This is a genomic window from Pseudomonas sp. P4_B4, assembly GCF_056402255.1.
Map to the genome: position 1 here is coordinate 1 of NZ_JBFUHS010000038.1, position 16,538 is coordinate 16,538.

The window sequence follows — 16,538 nt, forward strand, 5'->3', positions numbered from 1 at the left end:
CTTCTTGAAGGGCTCACCCAGAGGCGCAGGCTTGTTCCTATCGTCGGTCTAGCCAGATGCATTCTTTATCGGCGCTTGGGTGAAAGGAGGAGGGGCGAAATCTCCCACGGATCTGTACTGCGCTAACAGTCAGAATCGAGCCTTGTCCCTCCTCCTCCCTTCAAGTCCTAGCATACAAGCGAGCCTGCTCGCGATGGGGGCGACTCGGTCCTTGGGTTAACCGAAGCGGTAAATGTCCATGCCCAGCGCACCCATGGTGAACCCTTGGTGAGCAACGCTGAACTGCCCCCCGGCAGCGCGGGCAAAATACAACGGCAACAAGTGCTCATCACTCGGATGATTGCGTACAGCGTTTGGCGCCTGCGCGCGATAGTCGTGCAGCGCGGCTTCGTCATTCGCTGCGAGTTTCTCGATCATCCAGTCGCGAAATGCCTGGGCCCAGGGCTCAACGCTCTCGGGGCCGGCATGCCAGTCCAGTTCCCGCAGGTTGTGGGTTATGCTGCCGGAGCCGATCAGCAGGACGCCATGGTCGCGCAGGCTGGCCAGCGCGTGGCCAACACGGGTCTGCAGGGCGGGACCGCCACGGGTGGGCAGCGAAACCTGGACAATCGGGATGTCTGCTTGTGGGTACATCAGCGATAAAGGCACCCAGACGCCATGGTCGAAAGGCCGATTGCTGTCGATACGTGCTGGAAAGCCAGCGGTTTTCAATAACTCGACAACCTCTGCGGCGAGTCGTGGGTCGCCGGGAGCCGGGTACTGGACTTCGAACAGGGCTTTGGGAAAACCACCGAAGTCATGCCAGGTTTCCGGTTGTGGATTGCCGCTGACCAACAGCTCATTGCTTTCCCAGTGCGCAGACACAATCACGATGGCTTTTGGCTTCGGTATCTCGGCGGCCAGGCGGGCGAGTGCCGGCCCGCTGGCACCGGGTTCCAGGGCGAGCATGGGGGAGCCGTGGGATATGTACAGGCTGGGGAACATGAATGAGCTCCTGAGAGTTAAGATGCAACATCTTCAGTCAGATCATTAATCTAAATCTAATATAAGTTTTAGGGTGTTTTGATCGAATTTTCGGGGTTAATTATGCAGCCTGAGTTTTGGCACAAGAAATGGGCGGCGAACCAGATCGGCTTTCACCTGCCGCAGGTGAACCCTCATCTGAAGCGGTTCTGGCCAGCGTTAATCCTTGAAGAAGGCGCACGCGTGTTGGTGCCGTTATGTGGAAAAAGCCTGGATTTGCTATGGCTCGCCCATCAAGGCCATGAGGTCTTGGGGGTCGAACTGTCGGAAAAAGCCGTCGAGGAGTTTTTCAGCGAACATGGCTTTGATCCGGCCGTCAGCGAGCAGGGGCCGTTCAAGGTTTATCGGGCAGGTTCCATTGAACTGTGGTGCGGCGATTTCTTCGAGCTGACGGCAGGCGATGTGGCTGATTGTTCTGCACTTTATGATCGCGCGGCGTTGATCGCGCTGCCGGCGGAAATGCGAGAGCGCTACGCCGCCCATTTGAAGCGGATACTGCCGAGGGAGTCCCATGGCCTGGTAATTACCCTGGACTATGACCAGGCACAAATGCCCGGCCCGCCGTTTGCTGTACTCGATGATGAGGTGCGGCGGTTGTTCGGGGATTCATGGGCGCTGAAGATCCTGGAAGATCAGGATGTGTTGAGCGAGAGCGGGAAGTTTCTGGAGGCGGGTGTCACGCGGCTGGAGGAGCGGGTGTATCTGGTTTCCAGTCGGTAGGAACGGTTAGCTGCACTGGCCCCTTCGCGAGCAAGCTGCCCGCGAAGAGGCCCTAAAAAACACCGAAACATTCCAGCAGACAAAAAAGGCCCGCATCGCTGCGGGCCTTTTGCTTTGCTGTGGAGTGTATTAGCCCCGGCGACGAGCCAGAGCATCGATACGCTCTTCCAGCGGCGGGTGGCTCATGAACATGCGGGCAAACCCTTGCTTGATGCCACCGTTGATACCGAAGGCGTTCAGGGTGTCAGGCATGTGCACCGGCAGCCCTTGTTCTGCCCGCAGGCGTTGCAGGGCGCCAATCATCGCGGCGGTGCCGGCCAGGTTTGCGCCAGCTTCGTCGGCACGGAACTCGCGCTTGCGCGAGAACCACATGACGATGGCGCTGGCCAGGATGCCCAGAACCAGTTCGGCGAAGATGGTCGCTACGTAGTAGGCAATGCCCTGGCCTTCTTCGTTCTTGAAGATCACCTTGTCGACGAAATTGCCGATGATTCGTGCGAAGAACATCACGAAGGTGTTCACCACGCCCTGGATCAGCGCCAGGGTAACCATGTCGCCATTGGCTACGTGGCCGATTTCGTGGGCCAGGACGGCTTTCACTTCATCCGGCGAGAAGCGCTCGAGCAACCCTTGGCTGACCGCGACCAAAGCGTCGTTCTTGTTCCAGCCGGTGGCGAAAGCATTCGCCTCGTAGGCCGGGAAGATACCGACTTCGGGCATCTTGATCCCGGCTTCGCGGGACAGTTGCTCGACGGTTTGCAGCAGCCATTGCTCGTGACGGGTGCGTGGCTGGGTGATGATCTGGGTGCTGGTGCTCATCTTCGCCATCCACTTGGAGATGAACAGCGAGAACAGCGAACCGGCGAAACCAAAGACCGCACAGAAGATCAGCAGCTGATTGAGGTTGAGGTCAACCCCATTGGCCGCCATGAACCCGTTGAAGCCGAAAAGGCTCAGGGTGATGCTGGCAATCAGCACGACCGCCAGGTTAGTGGCCAAGAACAGCAGGATGCGCATCATGGTTGTAGAAATCTCCTCATGCTAAAGATGTAGCGTACTGCGGGGTATATAAGGTGCTGCACCGGGGTATTCAACTGGGTGACTATTTCAAACTGTGTCCTACGGCAACAGTCTAGCTGCTTGCAGGGCATTTCCGACGAGTATGCGGGAAGAGTTTGTCAGTCAATTCATGTCGAAGGCCCCGCCTTTGTTAGGCGCGAGCAGGCAAGACGCTGTCTGGTAGCGACAAAGCGACGGCCAGTGGCGCATTGCAAACAAATGTTGCGGGATGAATCATCGCGCGACGTTCGAGAACGTCGCACGGTGACGGATCGCTTACTGGCGGTAGGACTTGAGGAAGCCGCCGATGCGTCCGATGGCCATCTCCAGGTCATCGACACGGGGCAGGGTCACGACGCGGAAGTGGTCTGGCCATGGCCAGTTGAACGCGGTGCCTTGAACCACCAGCAGCTTTTCGGAGAGCAGCAGGTCGAGAACGAACTTTTCGTCGTTATGGATCGGACAGACCTTGGGGTCGATCCGCGGGAATGCATACAGTGCCCCCATCGGCTTGACGCAGCTCACGCCCGGAATGTCGTTGAGCAACTCCCAGGTGCGGTTGCGTTGCTCCAGCAAGCGGCCCTGCGGCAGCACCAGGTCATTGATGCTCTGATAGCCACCCAGGGCGGTCTGGATCGCATGCTGGCTCGGCACGTTGGCGCACAGGCGCATGTTCGCCAGCATGTCGATGCCTTCGATGTAGCTCTGGGCGTGGTGTTTCGGGCCGGAAATGGCGATCCAGCCGGAACGGAAACCGGCGACGCGATAGGACTTGGACAGACCGTTGAAAGTCAGGCACAGCAGGTCCGGCGCCAGGGAGGCGGTGCAGATGTGCACGGCGTCGTCGTAGAGGATCTTGTCGTAGATCTCGTCGGAGAACACCACCAGATTGTGCTGGCGGGCGAGTTCCAGCATGCCCAGCAGCACTTCCTTCGAATACACCGCGCCGGTCGGGTTGTTCGGGTTGATGATCACCAGGGCCTTGGTGTTCGGGGTGATCTTGGCCTTGATGTCGGCCAGGTCCGGCCACCAGTTGGCTTGCTCGTCGCACAGGTAATGCACCGGATTGCCGCCGGACAGGCTCACGGCAGCGGTCCACAGCGGATAGTCCGGCGCCGGCACCAGTACTTCGTCGCCATTGTTGAGCAGGGCCTGCATCGACATCACGATCAGTTCGGAAACGCCGTTGCCCAGGTAGATGTCTTCAATGCCGACGCCTTCTACCTGCTTTTGCTGGTAATACTGCATCACGGCCTTGCGCGCACTGAACAGACCCTTGGAGTCGCTATAGCCCTGGGCGGTCGGCAGGTTGCGGATCACGTCCTGGAGGATTTCATCCGGTGCTTCGAACCCAAAAGGCGCCGGGTTGCCGATGTTCAGCTTGAGGATGCGATGGCCTTCCTCTTCCAGGCGTTTGGCGTGCTTGAGCACCGGGCCGCGAATGTCGTAGCAGACGTTGGCGAGCTTGTTCGATTTGCTGACCTGCATGGCGATGTGTTCCCGAAAATGAACGATCCAGACGGCGTTTGGGCAACCGTGCTGGGAATCCTGCGTATTCACACAGGCCTGACGCCTTGAGATGCAGCACCCATATTTCCGTTTGAATGCGCGTGGTCTGGCTGCCAGACTGGCGTTTGACGAGGCGCAATCATACGTGCCGCCCGATCCGTGGAAAAGGTACAGATCGGGCTTTTTCAGCCGCTGAGGTGTGATCATGGAAAAGTTGGAAAAAACCCTGGAAGAATGGAAGGCGATGCTCGATCCAGAGCAGTACAACGTGTGCCGCCTCAAAGGCACCGAACGTCCGTTTTCCGGCAAATACAACGCCACCAAGACCGACGGTGTCTACCACTGCATCTGCTGTAACGAGCCGCTGTTCGACTCCAGGACCAAGTTCGATTCCGGCTGCGGCTGGCCGAGTTTCTATGCGCCGATCGGCGACAGCGCCATGACCGAAATCCGTGATGCCAGCCACGGCATGATCCGCACCGAAGTGGTCTGCGCCAAATGCGACGCGCATCTGGGGCATGTATTCCCTGATGGTCCGCCGCCGACGGGCCTGCGTTATTGCATCAATTCGGTGTGCCTGGACCTGGTACCGCGCGAGTAAGTCCCCGAAGCGATCCGATGATCGCTTTCCCGATATTTAAATTGCACACAATTCAATTGCTCGCTATTTTGTTATCTCTGCCATTCACTTGGAACCTCAAACATGAGCGACAACCTGCTGAGCATCCCTTGCACCACCATCAAGGGTGAGCAAAAGACCCTGGCGGATTTCGCCGGCAAAGCCGTGCTGGTGGTCAACACGGCCAGCAAATGCGGTTTCACTCCGCAGTACAAAGGCCTGGAAGAGCTGTGGCAGACCTACAAGGACCAGGGCCTGGTGGTGCTCGGTTTTCCCTGCAACCAGTTCGGCAAGCAAGAACCGGGCAACGAAGGGGCGATCTCCGAATTCTGCGAGCTGAACTTCGGTGTCAGCTTCCCGCTGTTCAAAAAGATCGACGTCAATGGTGCCGACGCCCATCCGTTGTTCGTGCAATTGAAAAAGCGCGCACCGGGGGTGCTGGGTTCCCAGGGCATCAAGTGGAATTTCACCAAGTTCCTGATTGGCAAGGACGGGCAACTGGTCAAGCGCTTCGCCCCGGCGACCAAGCCGCAGGACCTGACCCGCGAGATCGAAGCCCTGCTCAAATGAACACCTTGTCAGTCGATTCCCTGAAGCTCGACAGCCAGCTGTGTTTCAAGCTGTACGCGGCTTCCCGGGCGGTGATTCGCGCCTACAAGCCAATGCTCGATCAGTTGGGCCTGACTTACCCTCAGTACCTGGCGATGCTGGTGTTGTGGGAGTGGCAGGAAGCGGCCCCGGAGCAACCGACCGTCAAGGCATTGGGCGAGCGTTTGGCCCTGGATTCCGGCACGCTGACACCCTTGCTCAAGCGCCTCGAACAACTGCAACTGGTGCAACGTCAGCGTTCAGCGCGCGATGAGCGTGAAGTGCACCTGAGCCTGTCGCCAGCCGGCACGGCCTTGCGCGATCAGGTCGGGCCCCTCAAGGCGCGCCTGTTGTGCGACAGCGGGGTCGATCTGAATCGTCTCAACGACTTGCGCGATGGCCTCGATCATCTGTTGGGACAGATCAAGGCACTGTCGTAACGGGGATCCATAAGTCCAGCAGGGCGGCCAGTTCTTCGCGCCGGAAAGGTTTGGCCAGGTAGTCGCTCATGCCCGCGGCACGACAGCGTTCGCGCTCCTCCGACATGGCGTTGGCCGTCAGGGCGACGACGGGCAGTTGGGGCCAGCGTCCGCTACGGCGGATTTGCCGGCTGGCTTCATAGCCGTCCATCACCGGCATGTTGCAGTCCATCAGCACCAGGTCGAAATCCCGTTGCTCGAGTTGATCCAGGGCCTCTCCACCATGAGCCGCGGTGGTGACCTCGCAGCCGAGTTTGCCGAGCATGCCCTTGGCCACCAACTGGTTGACCGGATTATCTTCCACCAGCAGCACGCGCCCGCGGCGTTGCGGGCATTGCGTGTCGAGTCGGGCCTCGTTGATCGGGTGGGTTTGCGGTTGCAGGATTCGCCGCAACGTCTGAAGCAGCGTATTGCGGGCCAAAGGGCGGGCCTGTTGTTGCAAGGGGGCGAGGGCGTTGGCCTCTTCGCTGGGCATGAAATTGCCATAAGCGGTGATCAGCAGGATCGGCGCGCTGAGGGTGGGGCGCAAAATGAACAGGCATTCAGGGCAGTCGGTGATGAGCACGTCGGCTGCCAGGCCAAGCAGTGGGTCATCCATGGAGCGCCGTTCATAGTCCAGCCCCCAGCCAGGCAACAGACTGTTGAGCAGTTCGCCCAGCCCGCTGCTGGCGGCCGTGATGGCAATGACTTTGCCCTTGAGCGAAACAGCAGTTGCACGGGTATGGCTGGGCAATGGCAAATCCGCGCAGAACTGGCTGCCAAAACCCGGCTCGGAGCTGATCGTCAGGCGCCCTTGCATGGCCTCGCAAAGGTTGTAGGTCAGGGCCAGGCCCAGCCCGGTGCCGCCAAACTGGCGGGTAATACCGACACCGGCCTGGGTGAAGGGCTGCAAGATTTTGACCTGGGCATCCTGTGGGATGCCGATGCCGGTGTCGCACACTTCGATTCTGACGCCGTCGCCGAACGTCGACAGGCGCACGTCGACCCGCCCGAAACGGGTGAATTTGAGGGCGTTGGACAGCAGATTACTGACGATCTGCCGCACCCGGGTCGGGTCACCGAGCACCAGTGCCGGGAAATGCGGATCGATCAGGCAGGTCAGTTCGACGCTGGGGGCGGCGTTCTGCGACAACAGGTTGGCGGTGTCTTCGATCAGCGAACCGAGGTCGAAGGGGATGTGTTCGAGTTCGAGTTGGCCGGCATCGAACTTCGACAAGTCGAGAATATCGTTGAGCAGTTCCACCAGCACTTTGCCCGAGTCATGGGCGATCGACAGTTGCTGCTGTTGTTCGGCATTCAGCGGCCCGTCGAGGGACAACGCGATCATCCCGAGCAAGCCATTGAGGGGGGTGCGGATTTCATGGCTCATGTTGGCCAGGAACACCGAGCGGGCTTCGGCCATGTCGAGGGCGGTACTGCGGGCGGCTTCCAGTTCCTCGTTGGATTGGCTCAGTCGGGCATTGATCGCCTTGAGTTCGGCAGTGCGGGCCGAGACGATGTTTTCCAGTTGGCCGAGGTACTCGGTCAGGCGGTTTTCCGCGTTGCGCCGCTGCTGGATTTCGGTGGTGATGTTCTTGAATTGCTGGTTGGCAACCTTGACCAGCACTCCGATCTCATCGTTGGCGTGCCCGGTGGGACACTCCAGTGAGGTCGGCTCGGTGCTGCTCGGGTCGCGACCGCTGAGTTCACGGATGACCCGCACCAGGGGTTTGGTCAGCATCACATAGAACAGTGCCAGCAGGATGCCGGACAGCAGCAGGCTGCGGGCGAACCCATTGAGCAGGGTCACTTCGGCCCGGCGCAGGAACCGGTCGCCGAAGGCGTAAGTGTCGACGTTAAGCCGCAGCGTACCCAGGGATTCGTTGGGTAAATGATCCAGGTAAAGTCGGTCTTCGAACTGTCGATTGGCGCCGAACAGGAAGTCACTGAGCATCCGGTAACCGTTTTCCACACCGGGTCGCTTGACGTTGGCCAGCACAATGCCGTTGTTGTCGGTCAGTTTCGCGCCAATGATCGCTGGCGAGCGCAGCAGGCCCTGGGTCAGTTCCTTGGCGAGTTCGGCGTCGATGTTGTAGGCGATTCGCGAGGCCGGATTGTGGCTGATTTCCAGTAATGAAAGGATTTCACGATTGATGGAGGCGTCTTCACTGGCATAATCGATGCCTATTTGCAGCAGGCTGAGCAGCGTGCCCAGAATGAAACCGACCAGCACGGTAAGCCGGGCTTGCTTGAATGACAGCCGGTTGGTGAATTTGATATCCATGGGGGGGTGAACCACTTCTGTTTCCTTTCGCTGCTCAAGCATAGCCGATCATGCCTGCCTACTGATGTTCTCGCGAGGCCTGTACTGCGGGGGCAGCCGCTTGTCTGACGCTGTGTTTCGTCGCTGTATCACCATCATTACTGTGAACGTGCCCGAGGAGAAGTCGTGGATTCCCGATTGAATGCTTTTCTTGAACGCGCCGATGCCGTTCTGGCCCGCATCGAGCCGTTGCTGCCGGCACCGCGGCCAGCCATCGACTGGACGCAATGCCTGGCCGCGCGCTGGCAGCGTGAGTCGCGCGGCGGTTATCTGATGCCGCTGGAGGTCAGCCTCGACATGCGTTTATCGGACCTGATCGGCGTCGACCGGCAAGTCGAGCAGCTTGGGCGCAATACCCGGCAGTTCCTCGACGGCATGCCGGCCAACCACGCCTTGCTCTGGGGCTCGCGCGGCACCGGCAAGTCATCGCTGGTGCGCGCCTTGTTGGCCGAGCACGCTCAAGCCGGTTTACGCCTGATCGAGATTGAGCGTGATCACCTGGCAGACCTGCCGCGAGTGGTCGAACAGATCGGCAAACTGCCCCAGCGTTTCGTGCTGTTTTGCGACGACCTCTCGTTCGAGTCGGGCGAGGGTGATTACCGAGTGCTCAAAAGCGTCCTTGATGGCTCGCTGGAACAGGCGCCGGACAACGTTTTGCTGTACGCCACTTCCAACCGTCGCCACCTGGTGCCGGAAATGGAAAGTGACAACGAAAACTGGAAACGGGTCGACGGCGAACTGCATCCGAGCGAGGCGGTTGAAGACAAGATCGCGCTGTCGGACCGCTTCGGCCTGTGGCTGTCATTCTATCCGTTTACCCAGGAACATTTCCTCAACGTCGTCGAGCACTGGATCGGCCAGTTGGCCGGCAAGGCCGGACTGGCGTGGCAGCGCAACGAAGAACTGGACATTCTGGCGGTACGCTGGGCCACCGGCCGAGGCAATCGCAATGGACGTTGCGCCTATCAATTTGCCCGTTATTGGGTCGGGCTGAAGCTGTTGGAGCACAAGGCATGATCGATTTACAAAAAAGCGGCCAGGGCCTCGAAGGCTACGGCATGCTGCACGCGCAGCTTGAGTCCTTGTTGGCGGACGAGCGGGATTTTATCGCCAATGCCGCGCAGTTCTCAGCGTTTCTGTTCAATCAGCTCGATGACTTGAATTGGGCCGGTTTCTACCTCAACCGTAATGAAGAGCTGGTGCTGGGCCCGTTTCAGGGGCAGATCGCTTGCGTGCGAATTCCGTTCGGCCGTGGCGTATGCGGGACGGCGGCAGCCACCTTGCAGACCCAGCTAGTCGAAGATGTGCATGCGTTCCCTGGTCACATTGCCTGTGACAGCGCCTCGAACAGCGAACTGGTGGTGCCGCTGGTCAAGGACGGCCGATTGATCGGAGTGCTCGACCTCGACAGTCCGAAGCTCGCCCGCTTCACTGCGCAGGACCAGGCCGGAATCGAACAGCTGGCGGCGATTTTCCTGCGCCTGACTGACTGCTGATCAAGACGCCAGGCTGGCCTTGGCCAGCAAGCCCGATGTGGTGCATCGGGCGTTAGGGTGAAACAGGTGTAAACCTATTTCAGGACTAGACACGTTACCGCCCAGGGCAATGGCCTGCCAGTAGCTGATCCAGACATCGCGCTTGCGGGTTTCTCCATGACGGTCAACACACTACCGAGGGTCCGAGCATAGTTAAGGCTCTTTCACTTTGCCTTCGTCGTAATGCTCGATCTGACGTAGTAACGCGCCCTCCAGCTCAAGCATGGCGCGCTCCATGGAATTGCAGCATCCAGCTACTTTTTCGCGATCGAAATCCTCATGGCAGGCTGCTTCGAGCGCCTCGCAGCAGTCGATCAAGCGGGAGGCCTGCACTATCCGGGCTGCGCCCTTGATTTTGTGGGCAATGTCCTGCAACGCCTGCTTATCCCCGGAGCTGGATAGTGGCAACAGTGTTTGCAGATCCTGGCGGTTGCTACTCACCAACTCGTTGAGCAATCGCCGGTTCAACATCGGGTTGCCTCCGGTCATCAGTTTCAACCCGTGCAGGCTGAACGCCGGGGTTGCATGGGTGGGTTCAATGCCTTCCACCCATTGACTCAAGGCACCGAGGCTGAGGGGTTTGAACAGGCAGTCGTCCATTCCGGCCTGTTTGCAGCGTTGTATTTCTTCCGGTTGGGCGTTGGCGGTAAAGCCGAAAACGGTGCAGGGAGGACGATGGTTTTGTCGTTCATGCTGGCGAATGGCACGGGCCAGCTCGTAACCGTTCATGACCGGCATGTTGCAATCTGCGATCACCAGATCAAACGGTTGGTCTTTCCATGCCTGAAATCCCTCCTGCCCATCGGCCGCGACGGTAAATCGATGTCCAAGAAACTCCAGTTGCTGGCACGTGAGCAAACGATTGGCCGAGTGATCATCGACTACCAGAACATTCAATGGGGTTGTGGCGACGACGATTTGCGCCTCCGCCACCTGGGCTGACTGTTGCAGCGGCAACGTTTCCAGCTGCAGCAACACCTCCACCTGAGTGCCGACGCCCGGCTCGCTGCGCAATTGCAGACTGCCGCCCATCATCTCGCAGAGGTTGTGGCTGATCACCAGTCCCAGCCCTGCGCCCCCCCTGGCCGATTGTATGGCGTTGTCGGCCTGAGCGAAGGGTTCGAACAGGCGTTGTTGATCCTGTTCGCTGATCCCGATACCACTGTCGTGAACCTGCACCCGCATTTGTACGCGCTCAGGTTGCGTTGCCGGGTGCAGGTCGACAATGACCCGGACCTGGCCTTGCTCGGTAAACTTGATGGCATTGCTGACCAGATTGGACAGCACTTGCTTGAAGCGCAATGGGTCCAGCAACACATCGAAGGTCGGGTTGGCCGATGAAAACTCCAGCACCAGCTCGAGTTCTTTCTGTCGGGCCAGGCCTTCGAAAATCCGCACGACCGAGGCCACAAGTTCACCCGGATTAACGCGCTCCGGGCTCAGGCTCAAGCGTCCTGATTCGATTCTGGCAATGTCGAGAATATCGCCGATCAGTTCCAGCAAGCCTTTCGCCGAGTTGTACGCGACATCGATGGCCGGACGCTCCGGGTGCTGATGATCAAGACGCTTGAGTGCCAGTTCAAGCATGCCAATGATTGCATTCATCGGTGTGCGGATCTCATGGCTCATCGTGGCCAGAAACGTGCTTTTGGCCCGATTGGCGTTATCGGCGCGCTCTTTCGCGCAACGCAGATCATCGAGCAGTTGCCGCCGTTCGCTGATGTCGATCCAGCCACCGATAATGCCTTGCACTTTTGCGCTGGAATCCCGATAGGGAAGAATCCAGTGATAGATCGTCAGCCGCCGGCCACCAATGTGCAGCTCGCGATCGACAATCAACGGTCTGCCCTCGGCCACCACACGCTGGTAGTCAGCCTGGTACTCCCGGGCTTCGAACACATTGCTCATCGATCCCTGCATGACGCTTTTGCCAATGACATCTTCACGCCTGGCGCAGAACGCTTGCAGGTAACTGTCGTTGCAACTTTGCAGCAGCCCCTGGCGATCACGTACGTAGATCGGATGGGGCGTGCCATTGACCAGCGATCGCATGAACTCGAACTGATCGTTCAACGCACGCTCGGCGGCCTTGCGCTGCTTGATCTGGCGTCGCATGTAGTCGTTCCACGCAATGGAAATCAGCAATAGCACGCCTGCACCGATGACAATTTGGTAGAACAGCCTTTGATAGTTGCGCCAGGTACTTTGCGAGGACGCCGAATAGCCGCGCCAGCGACTGTTGATGATGCCCAGTTCCTCCGGCGAGATGCTCAATAACGCTTTGTCGAGAATCGCATTCAGCTCTTTGGCGCCCCGAGCGGTGGCAAGGGAAAACGCCGCCTGCTCGGTGCCGATGGTGGTGCTGATTTGCAATGTGTGCTCGAACAGCCGCGAGGAAATGAAGTAATTGGCAATGACCAGTGAGTTCACCGCGCCCTCGGCCTGGCCTTCGGCGAGTGACTCTACGGCGCTGAATGTGTCCGGGGTTTCGATCAACTTGATCCGGGGAAACTCTTTGCGCAGGTAGTCCATGAGTGGATTGCCGCGGGCAATGGCCAGACGCTTGTCCTGTAACTGCGCGAGGTTGGTCGGGCTGTCGGCGGCTTTGCGGGTCAGCAGGACGTAGGAATTTTCCAGAAAGGGGCGGGTAAAGTTCAGTTGGGTTTGACGTTGGGCGCTGGGAAGCAACGCGGCGATCACATCGGCCTTGTTGTCCTTGATCTGTTTGATCATTTCGTCATCGCTTCGACTGCGCCGGATGTCAAAGCGCAAGCCGGTGCGCAGCCTGATCAGCTCAAGCAAATCCGCGGTGACCCCGCGAAAGTTGCCATTGCTATCGAAAAACGTCAGTGGCGCAAAGGCTTCGTTGACGACGACGCGCACAATCGGGTGGTGTGCCAGCCAGCGTTCTTCCCGGTCAGTGAGTTGCAGCTTTTGATCGGTCAGCAGAATGTCGCTACCGGCGCTCCAGCGTTTGGCGATGTTTTCTCGTTCACTGGAAGGGATGGCCGTGATCATCGCGTTGATGATGCCGAGCAGTTCGGGGTTGTTCCTGTTAACGGCGAAGCTGAAACCATAGGCTTCATGTTTGCCGAAGTTGGCCATGCGGATGTTGTTCAAGTACCCCTTGTTGATCATGTAGTGAGTTGAAATGGTGTCACCGAGAAAAACGTCCGCCTGATCGAAAGCAACGGCATTGATCGCATTCTGGTAGGACGGATAGGACGTGATGATCGCCTTCGGGTACAACGCCCTGACTTCCGCCAGCGGCAAGTAGTGATACACCATGCTCAGGCGCAATCCGGCCAAGCCATTGGTGAGGGATCGGGTTTCCCCTTCGCGGGTCACCAATACGGGTTGGTCGACGGCATAGGGTATGGACAGTGCAATGTCGGTATTGTCAGCTTCGAATCCATTGGCGGTGCCAAGCAGATCGACTTCGCCGTTCTTCAGCGCAGCGATCGCGGCCCCTCGGGAATCGAAACGCTGAACCGTGACGGGCAAACCGGTTACTTTTCCCAGGAGACCAGCGTAATCGGCGGTAAACCCTTCATAGTCCTGACCACTGGTGGTCAGGTCGAAAGGGGGATAGTCCGGGGCCGACGTACCGAGCCTTAGTTGATTTTTATTTTTTAGCCATTGTCGCTGGGATTCATCCAGCCGAACCTCCAGTGACCCGGCGTTAGAGCGGCTGAGCAGCGTGTAGTGTTCATTGCCCAGTGCCCCGAACAACGAGGTGCTCACGCATAGACCTGCGGTCACTTGAATCAGATAGACCTTCAAACGGCTGGGCATCGAGGTTCTCACACTAGCGCGTTACGTTTTGCCATCTCGATCAGTTCAACCAGGGATTTGGCTTTGAGTTTCTGCATGAGGCGCTTTTTGTAGGTGCTCACGGTTTTGTTGCTCAGAAACATGCCCTTGGCAATTTCCTTGTTTGTGCGACCTTGGGCAAAAAGTTGCAAGACCATCAGCTCCCGGTCGTTTACCGATTTGAACAGTTCCAGTTCGATACAGCGTGTTTCATCTCCGCGGACGGGGTTCAAAGCCTCGCTCGGGAAATAGTTGTAACCTGCAAATACCGCTTTTATGGCGCTGACCAGTTCACTGATGTCCTCTTGTTTGCAGACATAGCCCGATGCACCGGATTGCATGCAACGAATACCGAAAAGTGTCGGGCATTGTGCTGTCAGTACCAGCGTTTTAAGGGGGGTACTCATTGCGTTGAATCGTGATAGCACTTCCAGGCCATCCAGTTTTGGAATGCTGATGTCGAGAATGACAAGGTCCGGCATGCATTCGCGAACCATCTGCATGGCGTCGACCCCATTGTCAGTTTCGCCGACGACTTTGTAACCTTCATGTTCCAGTAACATTCGAACGGCAAGGCGGATAACCGGGTGATCATCGACAATAAAAACGGAGTTCATAATCAAGTCCCATGCGAGCTCAAATAAAGCGCGCACCATAGCTCAGATACTTGAAGGGACGCATGAACTGACCGAGCTGTAGCGGCAATATAGGAGAAATCCTACAAGTAAAAAAGAATGGGACTACGTGTTAACTAGGTTTCTTATTAGGAAAGCTGAAAAAGCCTAATGCTTTGGTGCACTTTAAAAGGAAGTTTCTTGTAAGTTTTTCGCTGTGTGTTTGTCGGATTTTATATGTGTTTTTTCGATAGTGATGCCGAGGTCAATAAGCCTCTAAATTCAAATTGTTTCAATGGTTTTATCAAGTAACCCAATAATGGCAGCGCGTGTTCAATGGCCGTTTTTTCAAGTTCATCCAGTTCAGAGGTCGTCAGGCTACTCAGAATGATCGCCTGCCTGATCAGCCCTCTCTGGCTGGCGAACCGGACCAGATCGAGTCCCGTCAGATCGGGCAGGCATTGATCGCATAAAAGGATGTCGAACGGTTGATCGGCCCCGAGCATTTGCTGCATGGCGCTTTTGGCGCTGTCGGTGGTAGTCAGTCGGGTGAAGCCATAACTTTCCAGCAGGTATTGAGTGGCTATTAGTTGGAAGGGGTGGTCTTCCACCACGAGGATGCGTAGATCGTCTTCGGCCATGGGGAGCACTTCATCTGTCGAACAGAAGGGAGGGCGATTGTTTCGCGAGAGTACCGGGCAAGCGATCAGTTTGCTCGCCATGTGCTGTAGGGCGATTCGACGAAACTTGAGTGCTGTTGGAAGTTGAAGGGGGGATCAGCCATAACGAATGCCGTAATGGCTGATCAATCGATACACCTCAGTGGCTGGCGCGGCCGGTCATTTCCAAGGCCATGTCACTGGCATAGCTGTCGGTCATGCCGGCGATGAAATCAATCATGCGCAAAAACGAAGTGTGCAATGGGCCGTGTGGATCGGGTGCATTGTTACCCAGCAGGTCAAGGATGCGGCGGCTCTTGAATGACGGGGTCCGACCGTTGTGCTGCTCCAGTGCTGCACCGCAAAAGGCATTGAGCAGGATTTCCAACGTGGTGTAGGCGCCGATCTCGTGCAGGGTCTTGCGCTTGTCCTGGAAGATTTTCTTGCGAGCCATGTCCTTGGCATTCAGCACGCAACGCTTGGCGGGACCGTGCATGTGTTCCACCAGATCGCCGGGCAGTGTACCGGCCAACAGCGCCTCTTGTTGCTCGACGAAGGCGCGGGCCGCGGCATTGGTCAAGTGCTCGATGGCTTTGCCGCGCAGGATCGCCAGTTTGCGTCGACGTGAATCGCCGGGACCGAGCTGGCGGTAGGTCTCCGGCAAGTCATCGCCCACCAGTCCCAGCAGCAGGGACTCGACTTCGGCGTATTCCAGCAACTCCATTTCCAGGCCGTCTTCCAGGTCGATCAGCGCATAGCAGATGTCGTCGGCGGCCTCCATCAGGTACACCAGCGGATGCCGCGCCCAGCGTTGCTCCTCCAGTTGCGGCAGGCCGAGTTTATGGGCGATCTGCTCCAGCAGCGGCAGCTCGCTCTGATAACACCCGAACTTGTGTTTCTTGTATCCCAGCGAGTCGGCGTGCCTGGCCGTCCATGGATACTTCAGGTACGTGCCCAGCGTTGCATAGGTCAGTCGGGTGCCGCCGTCGAACTGGTGATACTCCAGTTGAGTGAGAACCCGAAAGCCTTGGGCATTGCCTTCGAAATTCAGGAAGTCATTGCGCTCGGCTTCACTCATTGCATCCAGCCAGCCACGGCCGGCGGCTTGCTGGAACCAGTGACGGATCGCGTCTTCACCAGAATGGCCGAAAGGCGGGTTGCCGATGTCGTGTGCCAGGCAAGCCGATTGCACCACCATCCCCAGGTCGCCGGGTTCGCACCAGTCGGGCAGGGCGCTGCGGATGGTTTCGCCGACCCGCATGCCCAGTGAGCGACCCACGCAGCTGACTTCCAGTGAGTGGGTCAGGCGCGTATGAATGTGATCATTGCTGGACACCGGATGGACCTGGGTCTTGCGCCCGAGGCGACGGAAAGCCCCCGAGAAAATGATGCGGTCGTGGTCTTTGTGAAAAGGGCTGCGGCCGAGCTCTTCAGGGCTGTGCAGAGGTTTTCCAAGGCGTTCGCGGGTAAGCAGGGTGTGCCAATCCAAGGCGGGGTCTCTCCGTCAGGTGACTGATGGCCTAGCTTCCCGGTTCGCGCCATGACCTGCAAGCGGAACTACAACCTGGCGGCGTCGATATCGAGGCCTCCTTGCAAGATTTTTTTTGGAGGGTGCCTG

At 58.1% G+C, this 16,538-nt stretch carries 14 protein-coding genes; 6 read left to right on the forward strand and 8 right to left on the reverse strand.

Annotated elements, in window-relative coordinates; genetic code table 11:
- Nucleotides 1-216 precede the first annotated feature (216 nt).
- Complete coding sequence (locus AC1DVE_RS27000; RefSeq protein WP_223533581.1) at nucleotides 217-984, reverse strand: DODA-type extradiol aromatic ring-opening family dioxygenase; 768 nt, start codon at nucleotides 982-984, stop codon at nucleotides 217-219.
- A gap of 102 nt (nucleotides 985-1,086) precedes the next feature.
- On the opposite strand from AC1DVE_RS27000, the gene AC1DVE_RS27005 reads away from it, so the two are divergent.
- Nucleotides 1,087-1,743, forward strand: coding sequence for a thiopurine S-methyltransferase (locus AC1DVE_RS27005; RefSeq protein ID WP_223456289.1), 657 nt, complete (start codon nucleotides 1,087-1,089; stop codon nucleotides 1,741-1,743).
- Nucleotides 1,744-1,872: 129 nt separating this feature from the next.
- On the opposite strand, the gene htpX is transcribed toward AC1DVE_RS27005, so the two are convergent.
- Complete coding sequence (gene htpX, locus AC1DVE_RS27010; protein ID WP_007973520.1) at nucleotides 1,873-2,763, reverse strand: protease HtpX; 891 nt, start codon at nucleotides 2,761-2,763, stop codon at nucleotides 1,873-1,875.
- Between the two features lie 315 nt (nucleotides 2,764-3,078).
- On the reverse strand, nucleotides 3,079-4,290 hold the full coding sequence (locus AC1DVE_RS27015) for a pyridoxal phosphate-dependent aminotransferase (RefSeq protein ID WP_007973513.1): 1,212 nt from the start codon (nucleotides 4,288-4,290) through the stop codon (nucleotides 3,079-3,081).
- Between the two features lie 226 nt (nucleotides 4,291-4,516).
- Here AC1DVE_RS27015 and msrB point away from each other — a divergent pair, with 226 nt between their 5' ends.
- The 3 genes from msrB (at nucleotide 4,517) to AC1DVE_RS27030 (ending at nucleotide 5,958) form a co-directional block, all read left to right on the forward strand.
- Nucleotides 4,517-4,912: a peptide-methionine (R)-S-oxide reductase MsrB gene (gene msrB / locus AC1DVE_RS27020; protein WP_223456290.1), complete on the forward strand. Its 396-nt coding sequence runs from the start codon at nucleotides 4,517-4,519 to the stop codon at nucleotides 4,910-4,912.
- 102 nt (nucleotides 4,913-5,014) lie between these two features.
- Complete coding sequence (locus AC1DVE_RS27025) at nucleotides 5,015-5,500, forward strand: glutathione peroxidase (protein WP_056727098.1); 486 nt, start codon at nucleotides 5,015-5,017, stop codon at nucleotides 5,498-5,500.
- The gene (locus AC1DVE_RS27030; protein WP_046043405.1) at nucleotides 5,497-5,958 is read left to right on the forward strand and encodes a MarR family winged helix-turn-helix transcriptional regulator; all 462 of its coding nucleotides are present in this window, start codon (nucleotides 5,497-5,499) and stop codon (nucleotides 5,956-5,958) included. The genes AC1DVE_RS27025 and AC1DVE_RS27030 overlap by 4 nt, the downstream gene beginning before the upstream one ends.
- On the opposite strand, the gene AC1DVE_RS27035 is transcribed toward AC1DVE_RS27030, so the two are convergent.
- Complete coding sequence (locus tag AC1DVE_RS27035) at nucleotides 5,942-8,302, reverse strand: hybrid sensor histidine kinase/response regulator (protein ID WP_223456291.1); 2,361 nt, start codon at nucleotides 8,300-8,302, stop codon at nucleotides 5,942-5,944. The two genes, AC1DVE_RS27030 and AC1DVE_RS27035, sit on opposite strands and share 17 nt — an antisense overlap.
- 123 nt (nucleotides 8,303-8,425) lie before the next feature.
- Between AC1DVE_RS27035 and AC1DVE_RS27040 the strand changes: the two genes are divergently transcribed.
- Nucleotides 8,426-9,316 (forward strand): ATP-binding protein, encoded by an 891-nt coding sequence (locus AC1DVE_RS27040; protein WP_223456292.1) that lies wholly within the window; start codon nucleotides 8,426-8,428, stop codon nucleotides 9,314-9,316.
- Nucleotides 9,313-9,795 (forward strand): GAF domain-containing protein, encoded by a 483-nt coding sequence (locus AC1DVE_RS27045; RefSeq protein ID WP_008002666.1) that lies wholly within the window; start codon nucleotides 9,313-9,315, stop codon nucleotides 9,793-9,795. The genes AC1DVE_RS27040 and AC1DVE_RS27045 overlap by 4 nt, the downstream gene beginning before the upstream one ends.
- A 192-nt stretch (nucleotides 9,796-9,987) precedes the next feature.
- On the opposite strand, the gene AC1DVE_RS27050 is transcribed toward AC1DVE_RS27045, so the two are convergent.
- The 4 genes from AC1DVE_RS27050 to AC1DVE_RS27065 form a co-directional block, all read right to left on the reverse strand.
- On the reverse strand, nucleotides 9,988-13,629 hold the full coding sequence (locus AC1DVE_RS27050) for a transporter substrate-binding domain-containing protein (RefSeq protein WP_223533579.1): 3,642 nt from the start codon (nucleotides 13,627-13,629) through the stop codon (nucleotides 9,988-9,990).
- An 8-nt stretch (nucleotides 13,630-13,637) separates the two neighbouring features.
- Nucleotides 13,638-14,264, reverse strand: a complete 627-nt coding sequence (locus AC1DVE_RS27055; protein ID WP_008002663.1) for a response regulator transcription factor — start codon at nucleotides 14,262-14,264, stop codon at nucleotides 13,638-13,640.
- A 230-nt stretch (nucleotides 14,265-14,494) separates the two neighbouring features.
- Nucleotides 14,495-14,902 carry a response regulator gene (locus AC1DVE_RS27060; RefSeq protein ID WP_223456294.1) on the reverse strand — a complete coding sequence of 136 codons (408 nt, stop codon included), beginning with the start codon at nucleotides 14,900-14,902 and terminating at the stop codon, nucleotides 14,495-14,497.
- A 178-nt stretch (nucleotides 14,903-15,080) separates the two neighbouring features.
- Nucleotides 15,081-16,409 carry a deoxyguanosinetriphosphate triphosphohydrolase gene (locus AC1DVE_RS27065; protein WP_223456295.1) on the reverse strand — a complete coding sequence of 443 codons (1,329 nt, stop codon included), beginning with the start codon at nucleotides 16,407-16,409 and terminating at the stop codon, nucleotides 15,081-15,083.
- Nucleotides 16,410-16,538 lie beyond the last annotated feature (129 nt).

Excerpts from the sequence above, each read along its gene's own strand:
- AC1DVE_RS27000 (WP_223533581.1), bottom strand. The coding sequence starts at position 984 with ATGTTCCCCAGCCTGTACATATCCCACGGCTCCCCCATGCTCGCCCTG.
- AC1DVE_RS27005 (WP_223456289.1), top strand. The coding sequence starts at position 1,087 with ATGCAGCCTGAGTTTTGGCACAAGAAATGGGCGGCGAACCAGATCGGC.
- htpX (WP_007973520.1), bottom strand. The coding sequence starts at position 2,763 with ATGATGCGCATCCTGCTGTTCTTGGCCACTAACCTGGCGGTCGTGCTG.
- AC1DVE_RS27015 (WP_007973513.1), bottom strand. The coding sequence starts at position 4,290 with ATGCAGGTCAGCAAATCGAACAAGCTCGCCAACGTCTGCTACGACATT.
- msrB (WP_223456290.1), top strand. The coding sequence starts at position 4,517 with ATGGAAAAGTTGGAAAAAACCCTGGAAGAATGGAAGGCGATGCTCGAT.
- AC1DVE_RS27025 (WP_056727098.1), top strand. The coding sequence starts at position 5,015 with ATGAGCGACAACCTGCTGAGCATCCCTTGCACCACCATCAAGGGTGAG.
- AC1DVE_RS27030 (WP_046043405.1), top strand. The coding sequence starts at position 5,497 with ATGAACACCTTGTCAGTCGATTCCCTGAAGCTCGACAGCCAGCTGTGT.
- AC1DVE_RS27035 (WP_223456291.1), bottom strand. The coding sequence starts at position 8,302 with ATGCTTGAGCAGCGAAAGGAAACAGAAGTGGTTCACCCCCCCATGGAT.
- AC1DVE_RS27045 (WP_008002666.1), top strand. The coding sequence starts at position 9,313 with ATGATCGATTTACAAAAAAGCGGCCAGGGCCTCGAAGGCTACGGCATG.
- AC1DVE_RS27050 (WP_223533579.1), bottom strand. The coding sequence starts at position 13,629 with ATGCCCAGCCGTTTGAAGGTCTATCTGATTCAAGTGACCGCAGGTCTA.
- AC1DVE_RS27055 (WP_008002663.1), bottom strand. The coding sequence starts at position 14,264 with ATGAACTCCGTTTTTATTGTCGATGATCACCCGGTTATCCGCCTTGCC.
- AC1DVE_RS27060 (WP_223456294.1), bottom strand. The coding sequence starts at position 14,902 with ATGGCCGAAGACGATCTACGCATCCTCGTGGTGGAAGACCACCCCTTC.